This is a genomic window from Roseibium salinum (assembly GCF_026240905.1).
GTDB classification, from domain to species: Bacteria; Pseudomonadota; Alphaproteobacteria; order Rhizobiales; family Stappiaceae; genus Roseibium; species Roseibium salinum.
In genome coordinates this window covers 3,894,639-3,912,192 of the sequence record NZ_JAPEVI010000003.1, presented here as the reverse complement: position 1 = coordinate 3,912,192, position 17,554 = coordinate 3,894,639, and the positions used below count along the sequence as shown (strand labels likewise).

The following is a 17,554-nucleotide window of genomic DNA, read 5'->3' as shown; positions in this document are numbered from 1 at the left end:
GGTCGTTTTCATGTCGAACCCAGGCTGGTCAGATGATCGAAGACAAACTCGCGCCCTTTCTCGGCACCTGGATCCTCGACCCGGACGCAAGCGAGTTCGAGCAGGGCGACCCGCCCAAGAGCGCCACGCTGAAGATCGAGGACAATTTCGGTGTCGCCGTCTTCACCATGAACCAGGTGAGCGCCGAGGGCGAGGTGACCAACGACAGCTTCGAGGCCGTGCCCGATGGCCCGGAAGTCAAGCTCGGCAAGAGCGGACTGGTCGACGCCATGCGCCTGGTCTTCAAGGACGAGCGCACCCTCGTCTCCGAAGCCCGCCGCGGCGGCCTGACCCTCATGAAGGCCGAGCGCGAACTCTCCGCGGACGGCCGTACGCTGACCGTCACCCAGACGGTCCACCTGGTCGACGTCGCCAGCTTCACCAACATCTCCGTCTACCACCGGGCGCAGTAAATGCGGGGCGCCGTCCGGAGGTCATGCTGCCGCGGTTCCCCGGGCAAGGCCCCGACTGTCCCCCTTCGCCACACCGGCAGCCTCATGCTCTCACCGCACTGGGACCCTCACGCGCTTCCTCCACCGGGACCCCTTCATGCGCTCGCCACACCGGACCCTCATGCTGAGGAAGCGCGCAGCGCTGTCTCGAAGCATGGGCCGCTTGCTCAGGGGGTGGCCGCCTATCCTTCGAGACGGACCTGCCGGTCCTCCTCAGGATGAGGCCGAGCGCAGGCCTCCCGCCCATCCAAACCCGCCCCCCACCCCGCTCCAGGAGTTCGGCTTCCCATGAAACAGTTCATCGGTGCCCTGACGCTGGTCGTCCCGGATTATGACGAGGCCATCGCCTTCTACGTGACAAAACTCGGCTTCGAGCTGATCGAGGACACCAGGCTCTCCGACACCAAACGCTGGGTGCTGGTCGCCCCCAGGGGCAGCACGGAAACCCGCCTGCTCCTCGCCAAGGCGGACGGCGAGGCCCAGCACGCCGCCATCGGCAACCAGACCGGCGGCCGGGTGTTCCTGTTCCTCAACACGGACGATTTCGACCGCGACCACGCCGCAATGCTGGCCGCCGGCGTCCCCTTCCTGGAAGCGCCGCGGCTGGAGCCTTACGGCAAGGTGGCGGTGTTCCGGGATCCGTTCGGCAACAAGTGGGACTTGATCGAGGCGGTGTGAGGGGATTTGGGTGAAAGTGGGCTGTTTGTCGCGCGTTTAGCGAAGGGATGCGTTGAGCTTCCATTTAACCTCGCCGCTGAAGGAAATCCGGTTCCTTGAATTTGCGACTTGCTCAAGGCAAGCGCAAATAGACCTGACAAGCACTGTTTCTTGTCGCTCGCCCTGACTCGTGCGGTCGTGTTCTTTGCTGTATGCTGTATGCTGTATTTGCGCGAAAGACATTTCTGGTGATGATTAGAAATCGAATACTTCCGGATTGCAGGTGCTTGCGCAAGCGATGGATCGCACGGCTCGCAACGGCAGTCGTCGTCGCTGCGGCATCGTTGGCGCTGCCCGCAAAAGCCGGTGCCCAGGACGGGCTCACTCTCGGCGTCGACAACTTCAAATCGCTGATGACTCCACGTGGGTTCGGCATGCCACGCACGCAGGCAGAAGGCGAGAGGCCGCAACTGGGCGCCGAAGGGCTAGGTGACTACTCCGCTTTGCTTGGTCGATTCTCCCTTGTTGACCCTGACGAAGATCTAGGAGGACTTTTTACGGTCCTCCATGTGACGCGCATAATGTGCAATTCTTTGTATCAAGGCGAATATTCCCTCGCCGAGGTCGCGCCGAAAGGCTTCGTCATCGCGCGCGGTGACATCCATTACTTTGGCTTCTCCATCGATCCGTGGAAGAAAAATTGGTACGCGGTTACCATAACCGGCGATAGCGAAATGGACGCGGCCGCAGGCCATCCCGCATGGGCGTTCCAATACGACAGTGACGGCAATCTTGTGTCATGTGCCGTCGATATCGGCCCCAAAACCAGTGAAAAGGAGGACATACCGAGCGACGACCTTGGCGCGGAAGCTGTTCAATTTATCCATATCGCCTTGCCGCAGATGTTCACTGCGATCATCACGGAACCGCCTGTTTCGGTACCCCTTCTCATCGGTCCATCGGGAGCGATCTCGTTGGCGACACCCTGTGGCGAAAAGTGGTGCCGGATCTCGACACTTTACGACTTCAGGCCCGGAGAATGGCACCTGTCCTTGACGGTCCGTTTCGATGAGCCCCCGGAGTGGAATTGAATTCCTGTCGTCCGCTGGTGCACACCATCCTGGCTTGCGTACCGGACGTGACCGCGACGCGCGATTTTATCCGTGCGGGTCCAACGGGATGAAAACGCCTTTCGCAAACGGCGTCTCGATTTCTGAAAGATGTTCTTGTGGAACCATTTGACGTGAGGCGGGTTAACTGCCTTGTGTTCGGCCAAATCGCAGCAAGGCGGGCGCCCGGCGTGTCGGCCCGGCGGGAGATCGGCGCGGGGGAGAATGCGTCATGGCGCATTGTCCTGATCAATGAGGCATCGAACTTCGAGCCACGTCCACTCCGTGTCCGGCCGGAATGTCCAGGACACCTGACCTGAGAGGATCGCCGTATGACTGTCGTGCTTGCCACCGTGTGCCGGGATGGCGTCGTGCTCGGCTCGGACTCCCAGATCACGGACAAGGGGCGCGGCATGACATATCCCGCCGAGAAGCTTCACCCCCTGGGCGAGCTGGCGGCCTGGGGCGGCAGTGGCGGGCGGTCGGTTCTGGCCGACGTAAAACGCTGTTTCAACGAACACAGCGCTGCGATCCTGGAAGCCCCCGACATCGGGCGCGCGCTGCAGGAGCTGGTCCTCCCGATCCTTCGCCATCACTACGATACCTTCATCCCCGACGTGCCGGGCGACGAAGACGGCGGGACGCCGTCGGCCTACGTGATGGCGGCCGGATGGCGAGACGGCGAGCCGTGGATACTGGAGATAACGCCCTCGGGCATGATCGGGCACTACGCCGATATCGGTTTCCATGCAATCGGCAGCGGTGCGCCCTTGGCCCAGCAGGCCAGTTCGCTGCTGTCCCACTTCCACATGACCGAGCGGTCGCTGCGCTTCGGCTGCGCGGCGGTCCTGCGCGTTCTGCAAGCGCTCGACCTCACCTCTGCCAGCGTCGGTGAGCCGTTCAGCCTGTGCCGCATCGACGCGGAAGGTGCCCACCACCTCAGCGACGAAGACATCGAGGAGGTAAGCGACGTGGTGCGCCGATGGAAAGACGCCGAACAGACCGTCATCGCCGACATATTCGATTGAGCGGATCTGTGGAGCGTTTAGGGAATGGCTGGTTTGGGGCAGCGAGCGGACTGGCGGGTTTCCAATCATTGAAAGCGATAGTCTGCCGTTCAGAATCCGATTGCATGTCAATCATCTGACGACCAGCACACTGAGCACGATGTTGATCTTGGCAACTCGATCGCAGGCATCGTGACGGAACTACCTAGGCCTGCGCTTTCAACTGAAGCAGCCACGCCTCCATCTCTGCGACGAACTGCCTGTCATGCGACCGGCCAAGGTATTTCTCGGCCCATTCACCCGTAACCACATAACGGCGCAGCCAGACTTCAAGTGCTGACACATCCTCGGCGGTCTTGTCTAGGAAGCCCGAGAAATAGTTGCCAGCCTGTGCAGCGAGCTGCGCCATCTCCTCGAGCACGGCCTTCATCAGTGGTGCATCAAAAAAAGGCCCCATGACGACTTGGCCGCCACCGGTCGGCCGCATCAGCGCGAAGCCATGCCAAGTCGCATGTGCAGCATACTCGCAGAATAACTTGTACGCCGCGCCGCGCTTGCCTTCCTTGAAGTTATCGAAGTTGTCGAGGAACTTGCGAACCTTTGCCGGTGTAAAAATCTGTCGGCGCTTTTTATCGTCCGATTCCCGCCACTCAGTTATCTTGGCTGGATTGCGGTCGAACCAGCCCCACAAATAGACAATCTCCATAATGTCGCGCAAGGTCGCCGCTGCAAGCTGATAGTAACCTCGGGTGAGCTGGCCATACGCCGATCCGAGGTCATTGAATATCCGAGCGCCGAGCAGCTGGATGGTTTCCTGATCGAGGTCGACTGCATCGCGCTTTGCAAAGAAATCGATATGATCCATCACTGCTTCAATTAATTCGACATGATTTAGAAGCTCTTCATCGGCCTCAATCACGGCAATTGACTGCTTGCGGATGTACTCCTCGCCTTCATTGAGCCGTGCCATGTTCTCAGGAATTTTGCGACTTTGGGCGGTCATTGGCGGCACCTTTCAATTTCAGCCGTTTGTGGACTCGTAGGCTTAAAGGTCAAATGGCGCAAACCGGACAATCACTCGAACAGGGCGCATGGCGCATTTGGCCATTAGCGGAGTTCGTTGATCGCTTGAGGATACAGCTCCGCTTAAAAGATAAACCAATGCCAAAAAAGGATGCGCACCTATGCAGGATCAGTTGCCGCACCTGATTCCTTTGGAGGGTTAAGTTCCACGCCAAAACGAGCGACTTTTCGTGCGCGAAGCGGGGATTTTTTGGCAATTCTGCGCAGAGCTTCATGGGAAGCCGCCTTGATCTCTTTGCTCCCATCAAGATCGATTCTCCCTAAGCGAAGGATGGTTTCGATCGATTTACGCACATCCCGCCCACGTAATTCTTCGAACATGCCTTCAAAATCATCCGCCGATTGCATCGCCATCAGTGCAATATCAGCCTCGCTCCAATTTTCGCTTCGACCAATCTCCACCAAAACCTCATAAGGATCCCTGTCATCCTGGTAGCCACTGCGTCGATCTTCAAATGCTGCTTTGAACCCACCATCGATACGATCATCCTGGGAGAAATGGTGGTTCGCGATGTTGAAAAACTCCAAGCCTTCACCGGTGTGAACCGAGAACCACTTCTCGATCACCTCATCTGCTTGCCGTTCTCTCCCATTTTCGCGAAGAAGATAGATGGCACTGTTGATGTTAAGCGCACTGATAAACTCGGCTTCTGCGATTGCTCCGCGATATAGCTCATCCAGAAAGTCGTCATCTTCAGTGTTCAAAGATCCGTGATATAGTTCGTCCCACGCACGTGTGAAAATTGTGTCACGGGATGTGTGCTGATACTGGCGTTGCAGTGCAGTGGCCTCTTGACGCAGCGGCTCATGCAAGAAGTACCCCCTACTTGCGCCAGACATGATGATAAGGTCGAACGGGTCTGCATGGCTAAATGGATAGTCGGTAAGAAGCTGGCGCCATTTGGCAATTGCCTCGTCTTCCTCCTTGTCCGTATCACGCATTGCATCAGTGATCTGGTTGTATTTTTTGATGAATTCCATGGGAGGAGCATTGTCAGGCTGATACACGCTCCACGCGGCGAGTACCAATGTTGACATTGCTTGCTTTAAAACGCCGTTGTCAAAGCCGTGGAGAATTTCTGCAAGTCGTCTCGCTAAGGTTTCAATTTTCTTGATGACTCGAATGTTTGTTATGCCCAACTCAATGACCCGTGGGCGCAGCAGAGAAATAAGGTCGTCGTCTTCGCGGAAAGCAATTTCGGATGCTTCCTCCACCGTGGGATCAAACAGAACTGTGACATCTGCAACCTTCTCCAGTTGCCTATTAAATTCCTTCTGCTCCTTTTCCTCCGAGAACTCTTGGTCGTTGAGCAACAACACCATTTTGCATTGACGTTCGATTCTTAGGAATGAAACAAGACCAAGGACGTCGCGCACATTTAGTCCGTCACCAGCGCGTTCAAGATCGTCTAGACAAATCAACTGCTTTTGGACCGAAAGGAAAGCCGATCTGGCCAAGATATCGGATACGCCTTTGCGATTGAATGCTGCTGCAAGACCGTCTGCAATTGGTCGGAACTTCCGCGCTATATCACTTCCTTTGTTGACGAGTTTCTGAAAAGTTGTTGCATCGGCCCCTTTGCCTATATCCTGACCAGAGACGGTTCTTTCAAATATTGCGAAACGCAAATCGTCAAGCGAGTTTAATCCAAACAAAGATACATAAGAATATCGATCGAGCGCCAGAGAATTCCCAGTATTCGCCTGATCTAGGAATTTCATCCATCCATAAGTCTTTCCTACTCCCCACTTGCCTTTGATGCATAGGACCTCAGGCTCTTTGGTCGACAGAAAACGGCGGACTTCTTCCTCGATCAATGCAAGTGACAACTGCCCCTCCAATATTATCTCTCAAACTTCCCAGCGATGTTTGTTCAACCTTAGAGTGCTTTGAAGATAATTCAATTTGGTCAGATGCCTTTGGCCGAAGACCTGCCGCAAATGTCCAGTTTCGGGAAATCTGACTACAGGCATGAATGTCCGAAATCGGGGAGCAAAGCGGTCATCAACCCAGATACTCGCCGACATCAGCCCCCACCCCCTCAAGCCACCTCCCGAAACCCCTCCAACTGCCCCTTGAGCGCCCGCTGGAAGGCCGGGCGGGCTCCGCAGCGTTTCTTGTAGGCGTTGAGCGCCGGGAAATCCTCCAGGAGATCCGTGTGCTGCAGGATGCGCAGGACGTCGGACATCATCAGGTCGCCCACGGTGAAGCGGCTTTCGAGATAGTCCTTGTCTCCCAGAACGTCCTGGAGCAGGGACAGACGGTCGCGGACCTGGTCCTCCACCTGGGGGCGGCGTTCCCTGGCCCAGGCTTCCTCGGCATGGAAGAGGTCGATGCCGGCGAGTTCCTGGATCAGGATTTCGACCGAATTGAGCGCCGCGAACAGCCAGGCAATCGCCCGCGCCCGTTCCGCAGGCGCCTTCGGCAGCAGCGTCTCGCTTTTTTCGGCAATGTAGAGGGCGATCGCGCCGCTTTCAAAAAGGGTCAGGCCGTCCTCCTCGATCGCCGGGGCCTGGCCGAAGGGCTGGCGGGCGAGGTGGCCGGGGGATCTTTGTTCCGGGCCGAACTTGACGGTGCGCACCCGGCAGGGAAGGCCGGCTTCCTCCAGCGCCCAGCGGACGCGGAAGGCGCGCATCAAGGGTGCTGCGAAATCCGGCACCCATTCGTATGTGGTCAGGGTAATCATGCAAAGCCTCCTTTCGCCTGTGCTGCGGCAATGTTTTCGACATAGAGCTGCTGCTTGTTGAACAGGGAGTCCCAGCCGCCGACATGGCTGTCGCGGATGGCGACGCTGGAGAACGGTGCCTGGTGGAAGGTCTGCAGGGTCCTGCCGTTCTTCTGCTCAAGGGTGACCGTCACCACGGTCTCCATGTCCCGGCCGCTGTCCTCGTCCCACGCGAAGGTGAAGACGATCTGCCGGGCGGGGTTCACCTCGCGGATCACGCCGCCGAAACGCGTCAGGCCGTAATCCTTCGCAACCATGGCGCCCCGCCAGGGCCTGCCCGGTGTCAGCTCCCAGTCGAGCTCGGTGGTGGTGAACTCCTCCGGGCCCCACCAGCGCAGCACGTGGTCCCGCTCCTGCCAGAGCCGGAAGACCAGCTCGGCCGGGGCATCGAACTCCCGCTCGATCAGCAATTCGTCGTCGCGCATCGCAATCATTGGTCCGTCTCCTTTTCCTGTTCGGCCTTGATTTCCGCCAGATAGTCTTCCATCCGGTCGAAGCTTCCTTCCCAGAAGCGCCGGTATCTATCCAGCCAGTCATCCACCTTTTTCAAGGGCGCCGCTTCCAGCCTGCACGGCCGCCACTGCGCCTCCCGCCCGCGCGAGATCAGCCCGGCATTCGCCAGGACCTTGAGGTGCCGGGAGATCGACGGCAGGGACATGTCGAAGGGCTCGGCAATCTCGTTCACCGTCGCCGCGCCCCGGGCGAGCCGCGCCAGGATGGCCCGCCTCGTCGGGTCGGCCAGGGCGGAGAGGGTGGTGCTGAGAGGATCGGCCTGCATATTTAGCAACCTTGTTAATTAGCATATCAGCTAAATACAAAACACAGGCGACCGAGTCAAGCCATCTGCGCGCGGCCTCCAACCGCGCGGCATTCCGGGACCCCGGCGCAGCCGGGAATCCCGGAATGACACCCCGCCATGGTCCTGAGAGCAAATCTTTGATATCGTTCGGGATCTTTTGATCATCCGCCGGACCGGCGCCCATGACTCCCTTCCATGGCCCCGTCCTCCGGCGCTGAGCGGATGGCTTGAGCGAATGGATTTGGACGATGTCGTAAGCAATGTCTCGGCCTGGGCGCGCGTGTTCTTCGCGGACCTGATGACGCCCTGGTTCCTGTACCAGGTGGGGATCGTCGCCGTCCTGTTCCTGATCGCCGTTCTGCTGGACCGGAAGGTCGAACCGGTCCTGGAGGAAAGGGCCCGCGAGATCAGGGGGCATCCAAGCCTGCTCAGGGTCATCGTTGCGCTGCTCAGGCGGGTCGAGTGGATCCTTTTTTCCCTGTTCCTGTTCATCACGCTGACCGTCATGCGCGCCACTACATGGCCGAGCCGCAGCCATCTCGTTTCCATCGTCCTGTCGCTGTCGCTCGCCTGGTTGTTCGTCTCCGTGCTGTCGCGGGTGATCCGCAACCGCCTCGTGGCGCGCACCCTCGGCTGGCTGGCCTGGATCTATGCCGCCCTCGTCATCCTCAATATCGACGACGAGGCGGCGATGTTCCTGGACAGCTACGCCCTGCCCCTCGGCCAGTTGCGCCTGTCGGCCCTGACGATGCTCAAGGCGGCGGTCCTTTTGATCGCAACCATGTGGCTCGCCGTGGTGATCGGCCGGTTTCTCGACGAACAGGTTCAAAAGTCGGAGGAGCTGACACCCGCCATCCGCGTCCTCATCGGCAAGGTGGTGAAGATCACCCTGGTGCTGATCGGCGGCGTGGTCGCCCTGTCCTCCGTCGGCATCGACCTTTCCGCGCTGACGGTCTTTTCCGGCGCGGTCGGCCTCGGCCTCGGCTTCGGCCTGCAGAAGGTGATCTCGAATTTCATCTCCGGCATCATCATCCTGCTCGACAAGTCGATAAAGCCGGGAGACACGATCTCGCTGGAGGACACGTTCGGCTGGATCCGCGAATTGCGGGCGCGGTTCGTCTCCGTCGTCACCCGCGACGGCCGGGAATACCTGATCCCGAACGAGGACTTCATCACACACCGTGTCATCAACTGGTCGTTCAGCGACGAGATGGTCCGGGTCGACGTCGATTTCGGCGTCTCCTACGATTCCGATCCGCACAAGGTCAGCAAGCTGGCCATTGCCGCCGCCAAGACGGTGGGCCGGGTCGAGGCCGACCGCAGCCCGGTCTGCTGGCTCACCGGTTTCGGCGACTCCTCGCTCAATTTCGTGCTGCGCTTCTGGATCCACGATCCCCAGCAGGGCCTCACCAATGTGCGCGGCCGGGTGCTGCTCGCCCTGTGGGACACGTTCCAGGAACACGGCATCCGCATCCCCTACCCGCATCGCGAGGTCATCATGAAGCCGTCCGGAGACACCCGCTTCGGCGCAGAGCCGGAGCCTGCGAAAGAGCAGCCGGCGGACTGACCGCGGCCCGCCCAAACCAGGCGCGGCCGCGCAATCGTCGACGGCCTATCCGGCCAGCGGCGGGTTCAGCCGGGCAAAGCCCTCCTGCCGCCGGTACGGAAAATGCGGATAGGGCGCAGTCACCGCGCTGGCGGCATCGAGACGGCCGATCTGCTCGTCCGTCAGCGACCAGCCGACGGCGCCGAGGTTCTGGCGGAGTTGATCCTCGTTGCGCGCGCCGATGATGACGGAGGACACTGTCGGCCGCTGCAGGAGCCAGTTGAGCGTCACCTGCGGCACGGTTTTCCCGGTTTCCCCGGCGATCCCCTCCAGAACATCGACGACCCCGTAAAGGTATTCGTCTTCGACGGGAGGCCCGAAACCTGCCGTTTCGTGCAGCCGGCTCGTCTCGGGCAGCGGCGCCCCGCGTCTGACCTTGCCCGTAAGGCGGCCCCAGCCGAGCGGGCTCCAGACCAGCGCGCCCAGCCCCTGATCGGCGCCGAGCGGCATCAGGTCCCATTCATAGTCGCGGCCGACGAGCGAATAATAGACCTGGTTGGCGACATAGCGCGGCCAGCCGTGCTTCTCCGCGGCGGCCAGCGATTTCATGATCTGCCAGCCGGCAAAGTTGGAGACGCCGACATAGCGGACCTTGCCGCCGCGCACCAGCGTGTCCAGCGTGGCAAGCACCTCTTCCACCGGCGTGAAAGCGTCGAAGGCGTGAAGCTGGAGAATGTCGATGTAATCGGTGCCGAGCCGCCTCAGCGCGTCCTCGACGGACCGGATCAGCCGGAAACGCGAAGTGCCCGCGTCGTTCGGCCCCTCGCCCATCGGCAGGCCGGCCTTGGTCGAAATCAGCACCGCGTCACGTCTTCCCTTGAGCGCTGCCCCGAGCACTTCCTCCGACGCCCCGTCCGAGTAGACGTCAGCGGTATCGAACAGGTTGACCCCGGCTTCCAGGCAGATGTCGACCAGCCGGCTCGCCTCGCCCACGTCGGTGTTGCCCCATGCGCCGAACAGCGGCCCGGAGCCGCCGAACGTCCCGGCGCCGAAGCTCAAGGCCGGCACTTTGAGGCCCGATCGGCCGAGATTGCGGTATTCCATGTCTGTCCCCTTTCAGGTGTCGTGCAGATGTCACTGGGGGAGAGATAGATCGGGACGGCATGATGATATAGACTGCCGGCAAGCATATCATTTGTGAATTGAAGGACACGATGGCACGCTCCGAAATCAACCGCTCCGGGGAAATGGAGGTTTTCGTCGAGGTCGTCCAGCAGGGCGGTTTTTCCGCCGCCGCACGAGCCTGTAGGATGACGCCATCGGCGGTCAGCAAGCTCGTCGCCCGGCTGGAATCGCGGCTCGGCGTGCGGCTGGTCAACCGCTCGACACGCGCCCTGCAACTCACCGCGGAGGGCTGCGCCTTCTATGAACGCGCGGCGCGCATCCTCGCCGATATCGAGGATGCCGAACGCAGCGCCGGGGCCGGAGAAGACCCTGTCGGCCGCATCCGCCTCAACACGAGCGCGTCCTATGCCACCCATGTCCTGGCGCCGATCCTGCCGATGTTTCTGGAGCTCCATCCCGGCATCACGCTCGACCTCGTCCAGACCGATATGGTCGTGGATCTGCTGGCGGAGCGCACGGACGTGGCGGTGCGGGCAGGCCCGCTCAAGAGTTCAAGCCTCGTTGCCCGCAGGCTCGGCGACACGGCCATGGTCATCGTCGCGGCGCCGGCCTATCTCGACCGTTTCGGCGAGCCGAAGACGATCGACGACCTTGAGAGACACAACAGGCTGGGATTCGGTTATGTGCGGACGGTCGACGGCTGGCCGCTGAAAACCGGCGACACCACCACCACGCTCCCGGCGGTCGGCCGCGTGCAGGCGAGCGACGGCGAGGCGCTGCGCAGGCTCGCGCTCGGCGGCAGCGGGCTCGCCCGCCTTGCGCGCTTCACGGTGCAGGGCGACATTGCCGCCGGGCGTCTCGTGCCGGTGCTGGAGCATCTCAATCCCGGCGACCGGGAAGCCTTTCACGCCATCCATATCGGCCAGGGCGGCCCGCTGCCCTCGCGGGTCAGGGCGCTGCTCGACTTTCTGGCGGAGCACGGCAGGGTATCTTGAGCCGGACGGCAAAAGACCCGGCAGCCACAGCTGCCGGGTCCACGGTCAGGTCCCGGGAGACCTGCTTCAGTTCAGCCGCGATGCCGGGCCGAGGTCGATCAACCGGGTTTCGCCCGGAGCATCGTCGACACCGTCATTGTCGGTCACCAGGATGAGGCGCCCGTCCGCGGTGATCGCCAGGCCTTCCGGCTTGTCCAGCACCCAGCCCCTGCCCTCTGCCAGCGCCGGTAGGATGTCCATGGCAAGGTGCTTTTCCAGAACCGGAAGCGCTTCGCCATGGGCGGCCGGGGTCACGCCGTCCAGGGAGATCGTGGTGATCTGCTTGAGGGCCGCATTCTCGCCGCCCTGGTTGTCGCGCTCCAGCACGGCGAACCGGCCGCCGCCCATGGAGACGATCTCCGACAGGCCCACCCAGCCGCCGGCAGCGCTTTTCGGCGCATCGAGCGGATAGTGGACGAAGCCCCAGGAGGCCCCGGCCGGATTGTAGATGGCGAGCTTCACCATGCCCTTCGGATCATCCTTCCATTCGCGCTGAACGGCGACCGCGACCAGGGTCTCGCCGTTCATCTCGAACTCGGCCACGCCCTCGAAGGAAAAGCGCTGAGACTGTGCGACCAGCGCTTCTGGCAGCGTGATCTCCTCCTGCACGGAGCCGTCCGCGGCGACCTTCAGCAGCAGGTGCTGCATGTCCTTGTCCGGATTGCCTTCCGACGCCAGCCAGAAGCCGCCGTCCGCGGCAACGGAGATGCCTTCCAGGTCGAGTTTCGCCTGGCTGGCGCCCTGGACGGCCGCATAGGATGTAATCTTCGCGGGTGTGGAGGCAATGTCCAGCGTGTAGATGCGGGCCTCGTCATAGAAGCTGTCGCTGACCGCATAGAGCATGCCTGAATCCTGCGGATCGGCGGCGAGGGCCGAAAGCGCGCCCCAGCCGAACGGAGCGTGGCGTTCCGGGTCCATGCCGGACGTGATGGACGGATAGGACGGAGCGTCTGCACCGAACTGGTAGAGCGAGACATGAGACCGCACGCCGTCTTCATCCACTTCGTTGGCGACGGCGAAAAGATCCCGGTTCGGGATCGCCAGCAGGCCTTCCGGCCCCACATGGGTCGGCAGGAACTGGACGAATTCCGGCTCCCTGCCGGTGTCGCGGAAAACGGCGACGAAATTGCCGCGCTCGGAATTGACGAAGATCAGCTTGTCGCCGCCGAACGTGCCGACCGCGACGCCCTCCGGCTCGGTGCCCTTCTTGGCCGCGCGTTTTGCCGGATAGTGGCCGTGGGCCATGCCCAGGTGTTCCATCCGATTGCCGCTGTCGAACAGCACCTCGCCCTTTGCGTTCCAGATGGTGAAGCCGCGCGACCCGCCTTGATAGTCGCCCTCGTTGGCGGTGACGAAACGCTCGTTATCGAGCCAGGCAACCGCATCCGGCTCGCGCGCGACATCGCCGATCGAGCCGGAAGCATCGCTCATGCGCGCCTTGGAAACCGGAATGTTCTCCGCCGATGCCGATCCTGCGGAAAAGTGCGTGACGATTTCACCGCTGGCCAGGTCGACGACGGCGATGTGGTTGTTTTCCTGCAGGGTGACGACGGCCTGGTTCTGCGCGTTGATGGCGACGAATTCCGGCTCCGGATCCGCCGGCGCCACATCGGCAAGGCCGGTCAAGTCGACGACGCGCACGGCGTCGCAATTGACCGGAGCGCCGCTGTCGTCGAGCTCGAAGATCGCCAGGTGACCGGCCGGCATTTGCGGGATCACGCCGTCATTCAGATCCTCGTCGCGCTCGTTCTCGATGGCGACGGCAACGAACCTGCCGTCCGGGGAGATCGCAACGCTGTCCGGCTGGCCCTTGGCATCGCAGGTCGCACTGATGCCCGTGCCGTCCAGGGCGATGACCGCCAAGTGGCCGGACGGGGCAACGTAATTCTCGCTCGTGTTGACGCCCGCATAGGCGGCGTGCGCACCGACGGAAACGGAAGTCGGCTCGCCGCCGAGATCCACGCGGCCGATCGGCCGCAGGTGCAGCGGGTTGGCGGCGTTGACGAACACGACCGCCTCTCCCGGGCTGTCGGTGAAGACCAGCGTGCGGCCGTCCTTGGATGCGGAAATGATCTCGGCAACGGTCTGCGTTGAAGGATCCGCCCCTTCAGGCAGCGTCTTGTAGACGGGATAGGTATTGACGCGCTCGAAATACTCGGCCTGCGCCGCCGGAACGGCCACAAAGCCGAATAAAACAGCAAGGCTGACGCCCTTCAGCAGGCGGCCACGAAGTTTTGCCATTGCACTAGCTCCCATGGGGTTGAGGTGGCGGCAAGCTAGTCGCGCCGGTTACAAATCCGGTGACACTTGCATGAAGGTTTGATGACAAGCTTGCATAGAGCACTTGAAGTTGCCGCAGGACCGCTTACGTGATAGGAAATGGGCACGGCCCGCCCGTCCCTCCACGCCATTCCTCCACGTCCGCCTTCTCCCCATTTGCGCGTTCCGCGCAGTTTTTAATCGGAAAATTCCAATGCAGATCGGTTTCGTGCGCTCCGCAGTCGTGCTGGGGCTTCTCGCTGTCGTGGGCCCGTTTGCCATCGACCTCTATCTTCCCGCAATGCCCGAGATCGTGCGGGACCTTGAGACGGACGACGCAGCCGTCCATATGACCTTCACGGTCTATTTCATCGCCTTCGGCGTCGCCCAGCTGGTCTACGGGCCGCTGGCCGACCGGTTCGGCCGCAAGGCGCCGGTCTATCTCGGTCTTCTTGTCTTCATTGCCGGTTCGGCTCTTTGCGCAACCGCCGCGGATGTCTCCGCGCTGACACTCGGCCGGTTCATCCAGGCGCTCGGCGCCGCCGCACCGATGGTGATCGTGCGCGCAGTGGTGCGCGACCTTCACACCGGCACGCAGGCCACCCGGCTGATGGCGCTGGTCATGCTGGTGATCAGCATTTCGCCGATGCTCGCGCCGCTGACCGGCAGCATCATCATCCAGTTCGGCAGTTGGCGGATGATCTTCGCCGCACTCGGCGTCATCGCCCTGGCAGCCATGGTGCTCATGGCGCTGCAGCTGCCCGAAACCCTGCCGGCGGACCGCCGCAGCCGCATCGACCCGGCCGCGATGATCCGCAGCGCCCTTTATCTGCTGCGCGACGGCAAGTTCATGGGCCTGACGCTGATCGCCGGCTTTTCGCTGGCCAGCTTCTTCGTGTTCCTCGCGGCCGCTCCCCTGGTCTATATGACCGAGTACCAGCTGACCCCGACGACCTTCAGCCTCGTCTTCGCGCTCAATGCGGTCGGCTTCTTCGCCTCCTCGCAATTTGCCGCCTCGCTCGGACAGCGCTACGGCATGGCCCGGGTCGCGCTGCTGGCGGTCTGCGGCTTCGCGGCGGCAACATCGCTCCTGTTCGTTCTGGTCTGGAACGGCATCGACGACCTGCCGGTGCTGATGGCCCTGCTCTTCATCGGCAATACCTGCCTTGGCCAGGTCATCGCGCCGACCATGGTCATGGCCATGGAAGAACACGGCGAGCATGCCGGCATGGCCGCCTCTCTCGGCGGCACGTTCCAGATGGTTGCCGGCGGTGTCATGATCCTTGTTTGCAGCCCGTTCTTCGACCGCACGCCGCTGCCGCTGACCGGGGCTGTCGCCACCTGCGCACTGACGGCCCTCGTCATCGCCCTCCTGACCCTGCGCCCGGCCCGGGAAGGCAACGCCCCCGCCTGATGGCTTTGGCGTTGGGCGCGCGCCGCAAAGGTTGTCTTCCGCCCCCGGAGCTGATCAACTGGTCCTTTCCGGGGCGGGGGGATCATGAAGACAGTCAAGAATCCGTGGCGGGACAACGGCCTGCCCGAACAGGCCGGCCTGGCGCAGGGACGCGTGTCGGAGGACGCCGACGGCGCGCACGCTCTCTATGGCCAATGCCCGAAGGCCGCGCCAACCCCGCTGCTGAACGCCTCCGCACTTGCCTCAGGGTTTGGCATCGCGGCCCTTCACATCAAGGACGAACGCGGCCGCATGGGCCTTGGCAGCTTCAAGGCCCTGGGGGCGGCCTATGCCATTGCCAGAGAGGCGAGCCGCAAGGTCGCGGAAGGCGCTGCCGGCTCGCTGGAAACGGCGCTGCAGGGCATGACCTTTGCCTGTGCGAGCGCCGGCAACCACGGCCTGTCGCTCGCCGCCGGCGCACCTCTCTTCGGCGCTCAGGCCGCAGTCTTCGTATCGGAAACGGTGCCGGAGGCCTTTGCCCTGCGCCTGCGGCAGAAAGGCGCCAGGGTCATCCGCGCCGGGCAAACCTATGAAGACAGCATGGCCGAGGCGCAGCGCCAGGCGCGCGACTTCGGCTGGCACCTCCTTCCCGACAGCACATGGCCCGGCCTGACGGAGCCCGGCCGCGACGTGATGGAGGGCTACCTGATCATGGGAAGCGAGATCGCCGGGCAGCTCGACGAACCGCCCACCCACGTGTTCCTGCAGGCCGGCGTCGGCGGGCTGGCGGCCGCCTGTGCGGTCAGCGCCCGCCGAACATGGGGCGACCGGGTGACGATTGTCGTCGTGGAACCGGACCGCGCCCCCGCGCTTCAGGCCAGCATCGAAGCCGGCCGGCCGGTCACCGCGCCCGGCCCCGTTTCCATCATGGGCCGCCTCGACTGCAAGGAGCCCTCGCATCTGGCGCTCGGCTACCTGGCTGAGGAAGCCGACTGGTTCGCCGCCATTTCGGACGAAGACGCTTCGGACACCGTTGCGATGCTGGCGGAACACGGCCTGTCCACGACCCCCTCGGGCGCGGCGGGCATTTCCGCCCTGCATCACGCGGGTGATGCGTTCGAAGCCCTTGGCCTGACGCCGCGCTCCCGTGTCCTGTGCTATCTGTCGGAAGGCCCGGAAGATGGTTGAGGTCGATTTTCCCGTCGACGAGTTCGAGGCCCGCACCGCGCGCGCCCAGGAGAAAATGCACGCCCGGGGGATCGATGCGCTTTTCTTCACCACGGAAGCCGAAGTCCGGTATTTCACCGGCTTCCGGACGCTCTTCTGGCAAAGCCCGACACGCCCCTGGTTCCTGATCGTCCCAACCCGGGGCATGCCCGTTGCGGTCATCCCGCAGATCGGGGCCGATCTGATGCGCGCCTGCTGGATCGACGACATCCGCACCTTTGCCGCGCCGCATCCGACCGACGACGGCATCGCGCTGCTGGCCGATGCGTTGAAGGATTACGGACGGATCGGCATGCCGATGGGCCGGGAAAGCACGCTGCGCATGCCGCTCAGGGACTTAGAGGCGCTGCGCGGCCGGCTTCGGGCAACCGAATTCGTCGATGCCTCCGACCTTGTCCAACAGCTCCGCATGGTAAAATCTGAACGGGAAATCGGCCTGTTGAGGGAGATCTGCGGCATCGGCTCGCAAAGCTTTGCAAACGCCGGCAACTTGTTCGCCAGGGGCCAGACCCTGAAAGAGGTCTTCCGCGCCTTCAGGATCGACCTTCTGGCGCGCGGGGCAGACGATGTACCCTATCTCGTCGGCGGCGCCGGCCGCGGCGGCTATGGCAACGTGATTTCGCCGCCCTCCGACCGGGTGCTCGCGGAAGGCGACGTCCTGATGCTCGATACCGGCGCAACGAAAAACGGCTATTTCTGCGACTTCGACCGCAACTTCGCGATCGGCCCCGCCGGCGAAAGCGTCACCAGGGCCCACGAGAAACTCGTCCATGCCGTCACAGCCGCGGCGCAGGTCGCCAGGCCCGGAAGAACCTGCGCCGACCTCTTCAAGGCGATGACCGCAACCCTCGGCCAGGGCGAGGGCGATATCGGCAGGCTTGGCCATGGCCTTGGCATGCAGCTCACCGAACCGCCCTCCATCACGAGCTTCGACCGGACGGTGCTGCGGGACGGCATGGTTCTGACGCTCGAGCCCAGCATCAGCCTGGGAGACGGAAAGATGATGGTGCACGAGGAAAACATCGTCGTCCGGGACGGCGCTCCGCAGTTCCTGACTGTCCCGGCCTCTCCGGAGATCCCGGTGATCGGCGGTTGATG

The 17,554-nt window shown here is 62.4% G+C and carries 16 protein-coding genes; 9 read left to right on the top strand and 7 right to left on the bottom strand.

Annotated features, from left to right (window positions below; all coding sequences use genetic code 11):
• Positions 1–32 precede the first annotated feature (32 nt).
• The 4 genes from ON753_RS22745 to ON753_RS22730 all read left to right on the top strand — a co-directional run bounded on the left by ON753_RS22745 (position 33) and on the right by ON753_RS22730 (position 3,285).
• Positions 33–452 (top strand): hypothetical protein, encoded by a 420-nt coding sequence (locus tag ON753_RS22745; protein WP_265965763.1) that lies wholly within the window; start codon positions 33–35, stop codon positions 450–452.
• A 327-nt stretch (positions 453–779) separates the two neighbouring features.
• Entirely contained in the window at positions 780–1,169 is a 390-nt protein-coding gene (locus ON753_RS22740) for a VOC family protein (RefSeq protein ID WP_265965761.1), read from the top strand.
• A 266-nt stretch (positions 1,170–1,435) separates the two neighbouring features.
• Positions 1,436–2,239 carry a hypothetical protein gene (locus ON753_RS22735; protein ID WP_265965758.1) on the top strand — a complete coding sequence of 268 codons (804 nt, stop codon included), beginning with the start codon at positions 1,436–1,438 and terminating at the stop codon, positions 2,237–2,239.
• 350 nt (positions 2,240–2,589) lie between these two features.
• Positions 2,590–3,285, top strand: a complete 696-nt coding sequence (locus ON753_RS22730; RefSeq protein ID WP_265965755.1) for an Ntn hydrolase family protein — start codon at positions 2,590–2,592, stop codon at positions 3,283–3,285.
• A gap of 184 nt (positions 3,286–3,469) precedes the next feature.
• Here ON753_RS22730 and ON753_RS22725 read toward each other — a convergent pair whose 3' ends face one another.
• From ON753_RS22725 to ON753_RS22705, 5 genes are all read right to left on the bottom strand, one after another.
• Positions 3,470–4,267, bottom strand: a complete 798-nt coding sequence (locus tag ON753_RS22725; protein ID WP_265965752.1) for a hypothetical protein — start codon at positions 4,265–4,267, stop codon at positions 3,470–3,472.
• A gap of 179 nt (positions 4,268–4,446) precedes the next feature.
• Entirely contained in the window at positions 4,447–6,177 is a 1,731-nt protein-coding gene (locus ON753_RS22720; protein ID WP_265965749.1) for a hypothetical protein, read from the bottom strand.
• A 212-nt stretch (positions 6,178–6,389) separates the two neighbouring features.
• On the bottom strand, positions 6,390–7,034 hold the full coding sequence (locus ON753_RS22715; RefSeq protein ID WP_265965746.1) for a glutathione S-transferase family protein: 645 nt from the start codon (positions 7,032–7,034) through the stop codon (positions 6,390–6,392).
• The gene (locus tag ON753_RS22710) at positions 7,031–7,507 is read right to left on the bottom strand and encodes an SRPBCC domain-containing protein (protein WP_265965743.1); all 477 of its coding nucleotides are present in this window, start codon (positions 7,505–7,507) and stop codon (positions 7,031–7,033) included. Before ON753_RS22710 ends, ON753_RS22715 begins: the two co-directional genes overlap by 4 nt.
• Positions 7,504–7,851 (bottom strand): ArsR/SmtB family transcription factor, encoded by a 348-nt coding sequence (locus ON753_RS22705; RefSeq protein ID WP_265965740.1) that lies wholly within the window; start codon positions 7,849–7,851, stop codon positions 7,504–7,506. Before ON753_RS22705 ends, ON753_RS22710 begins: the two co-directional genes overlap by 4 nt.
• Positions 7,852–8,107: 256 nt before the next feature.
• On the opposite strand from ON753_RS22705, the gene ON753_RS22700 reads away from it, so the two are divergent.
• The gene (locus ON753_RS22700; protein ID WP_265965738.1) at positions 8,108–9,439 is read left to right on the top strand and encodes a mechanosensitive ion channel family protein; all 1,332 of its coding nucleotides are present in this window, start codon (positions 8,108–8,110) and stop codon (positions 9,437–9,439) included.
• 45 nt (positions 9,440–9,484) lie between these two features.
• Here the strand turns inward: ON753_RS22700 and ON753_RS22695 are convergent, their stop codons facing one another.
• On the bottom strand, positions 9,485–10,522 hold the full coding sequence (locus ON753_RS22695) for an aldo/keto reductase (RefSeq protein ID WP_265965734.1): 1,038 nt from the start codon (positions 10,520–10,522) through the stop codon (positions 9,485–9,487).
• 110 nt (positions 10,523–10,632) lie between these two features.
• Here ON753_RS22695 and ON753_RS22690 point away from each other — a divergent pair, with 110 nt between their 5' ends.
• The gene (locus tag ON753_RS22690) at positions 10,633–11,538 is read left to right on the top strand and encodes a LysR family transcriptional regulator (RefSeq protein WP_265965731.1); all 906 of its coding nucleotides are present in this window, start codon (positions 10,633–10,635) and stop codon (positions 11,536–11,538) included.
• A 66-nt stretch (positions 11,539–11,604) separates the two neighbouring features.
• On the opposite strand, the gene ON753_RS22685 is transcribed toward ON753_RS22690, so the two are convergent.
• Positions 11,605–13,818 carry an esterase-like activity of phytase family protein gene (locus ON753_RS22685; protein WP_265965728.1) on the bottom strand — a complete coding sequence of 738 codons (2,214 nt, stop codon included), beginning with the start codon at positions 13,816–13,818 and terminating at the stop codon, positions 11,605–11,607.
• 232 nt (positions 13,819–14,050) lie between these two features.
• Here ON753_RS22685 and ON753_RS22680 point away from each other — a divergent pair, with 232 nt between their 5' ends.
• From ON753_RS22680 to ON753_RS22670, 3 genes are all read left to right on the top strand, one after another.
• On the top strand, positions 14,051–15,250 hold the full coding sequence (locus ON753_RS22680) for a multidrug effflux MFS transporter (protein ID WP_265965726.1): 1,200 nt from the start codon (positions 14,051–14,053) through the stop codon (positions 15,248–15,250).
• Positions 15,251–15,334: 84 nt separating this feature from the next.
• Complete coding sequence (locus ON753_RS22675) at positions 15,335–16,417, top strand: pyridoxal-phosphate dependent enzyme (RefSeq protein WP_265965723.1); 1,083 nt, start codon at positions 15,335–15,337, stop codon at positions 16,415–16,417.
• Entirely contained in the window at positions 16,410–17,552 is a 1,143-nt protein-coding gene (locus ON753_RS22670; RefSeq protein ID WP_265965720.1) for a M24 family metallopeptidase, read from the top strand. Before ON753_RS22675 ends, ON753_RS22670 begins: the two co-directional genes overlap by 8 nt.
• Positions 17,553–17,554 lie beyond the last annotated feature (2 nt).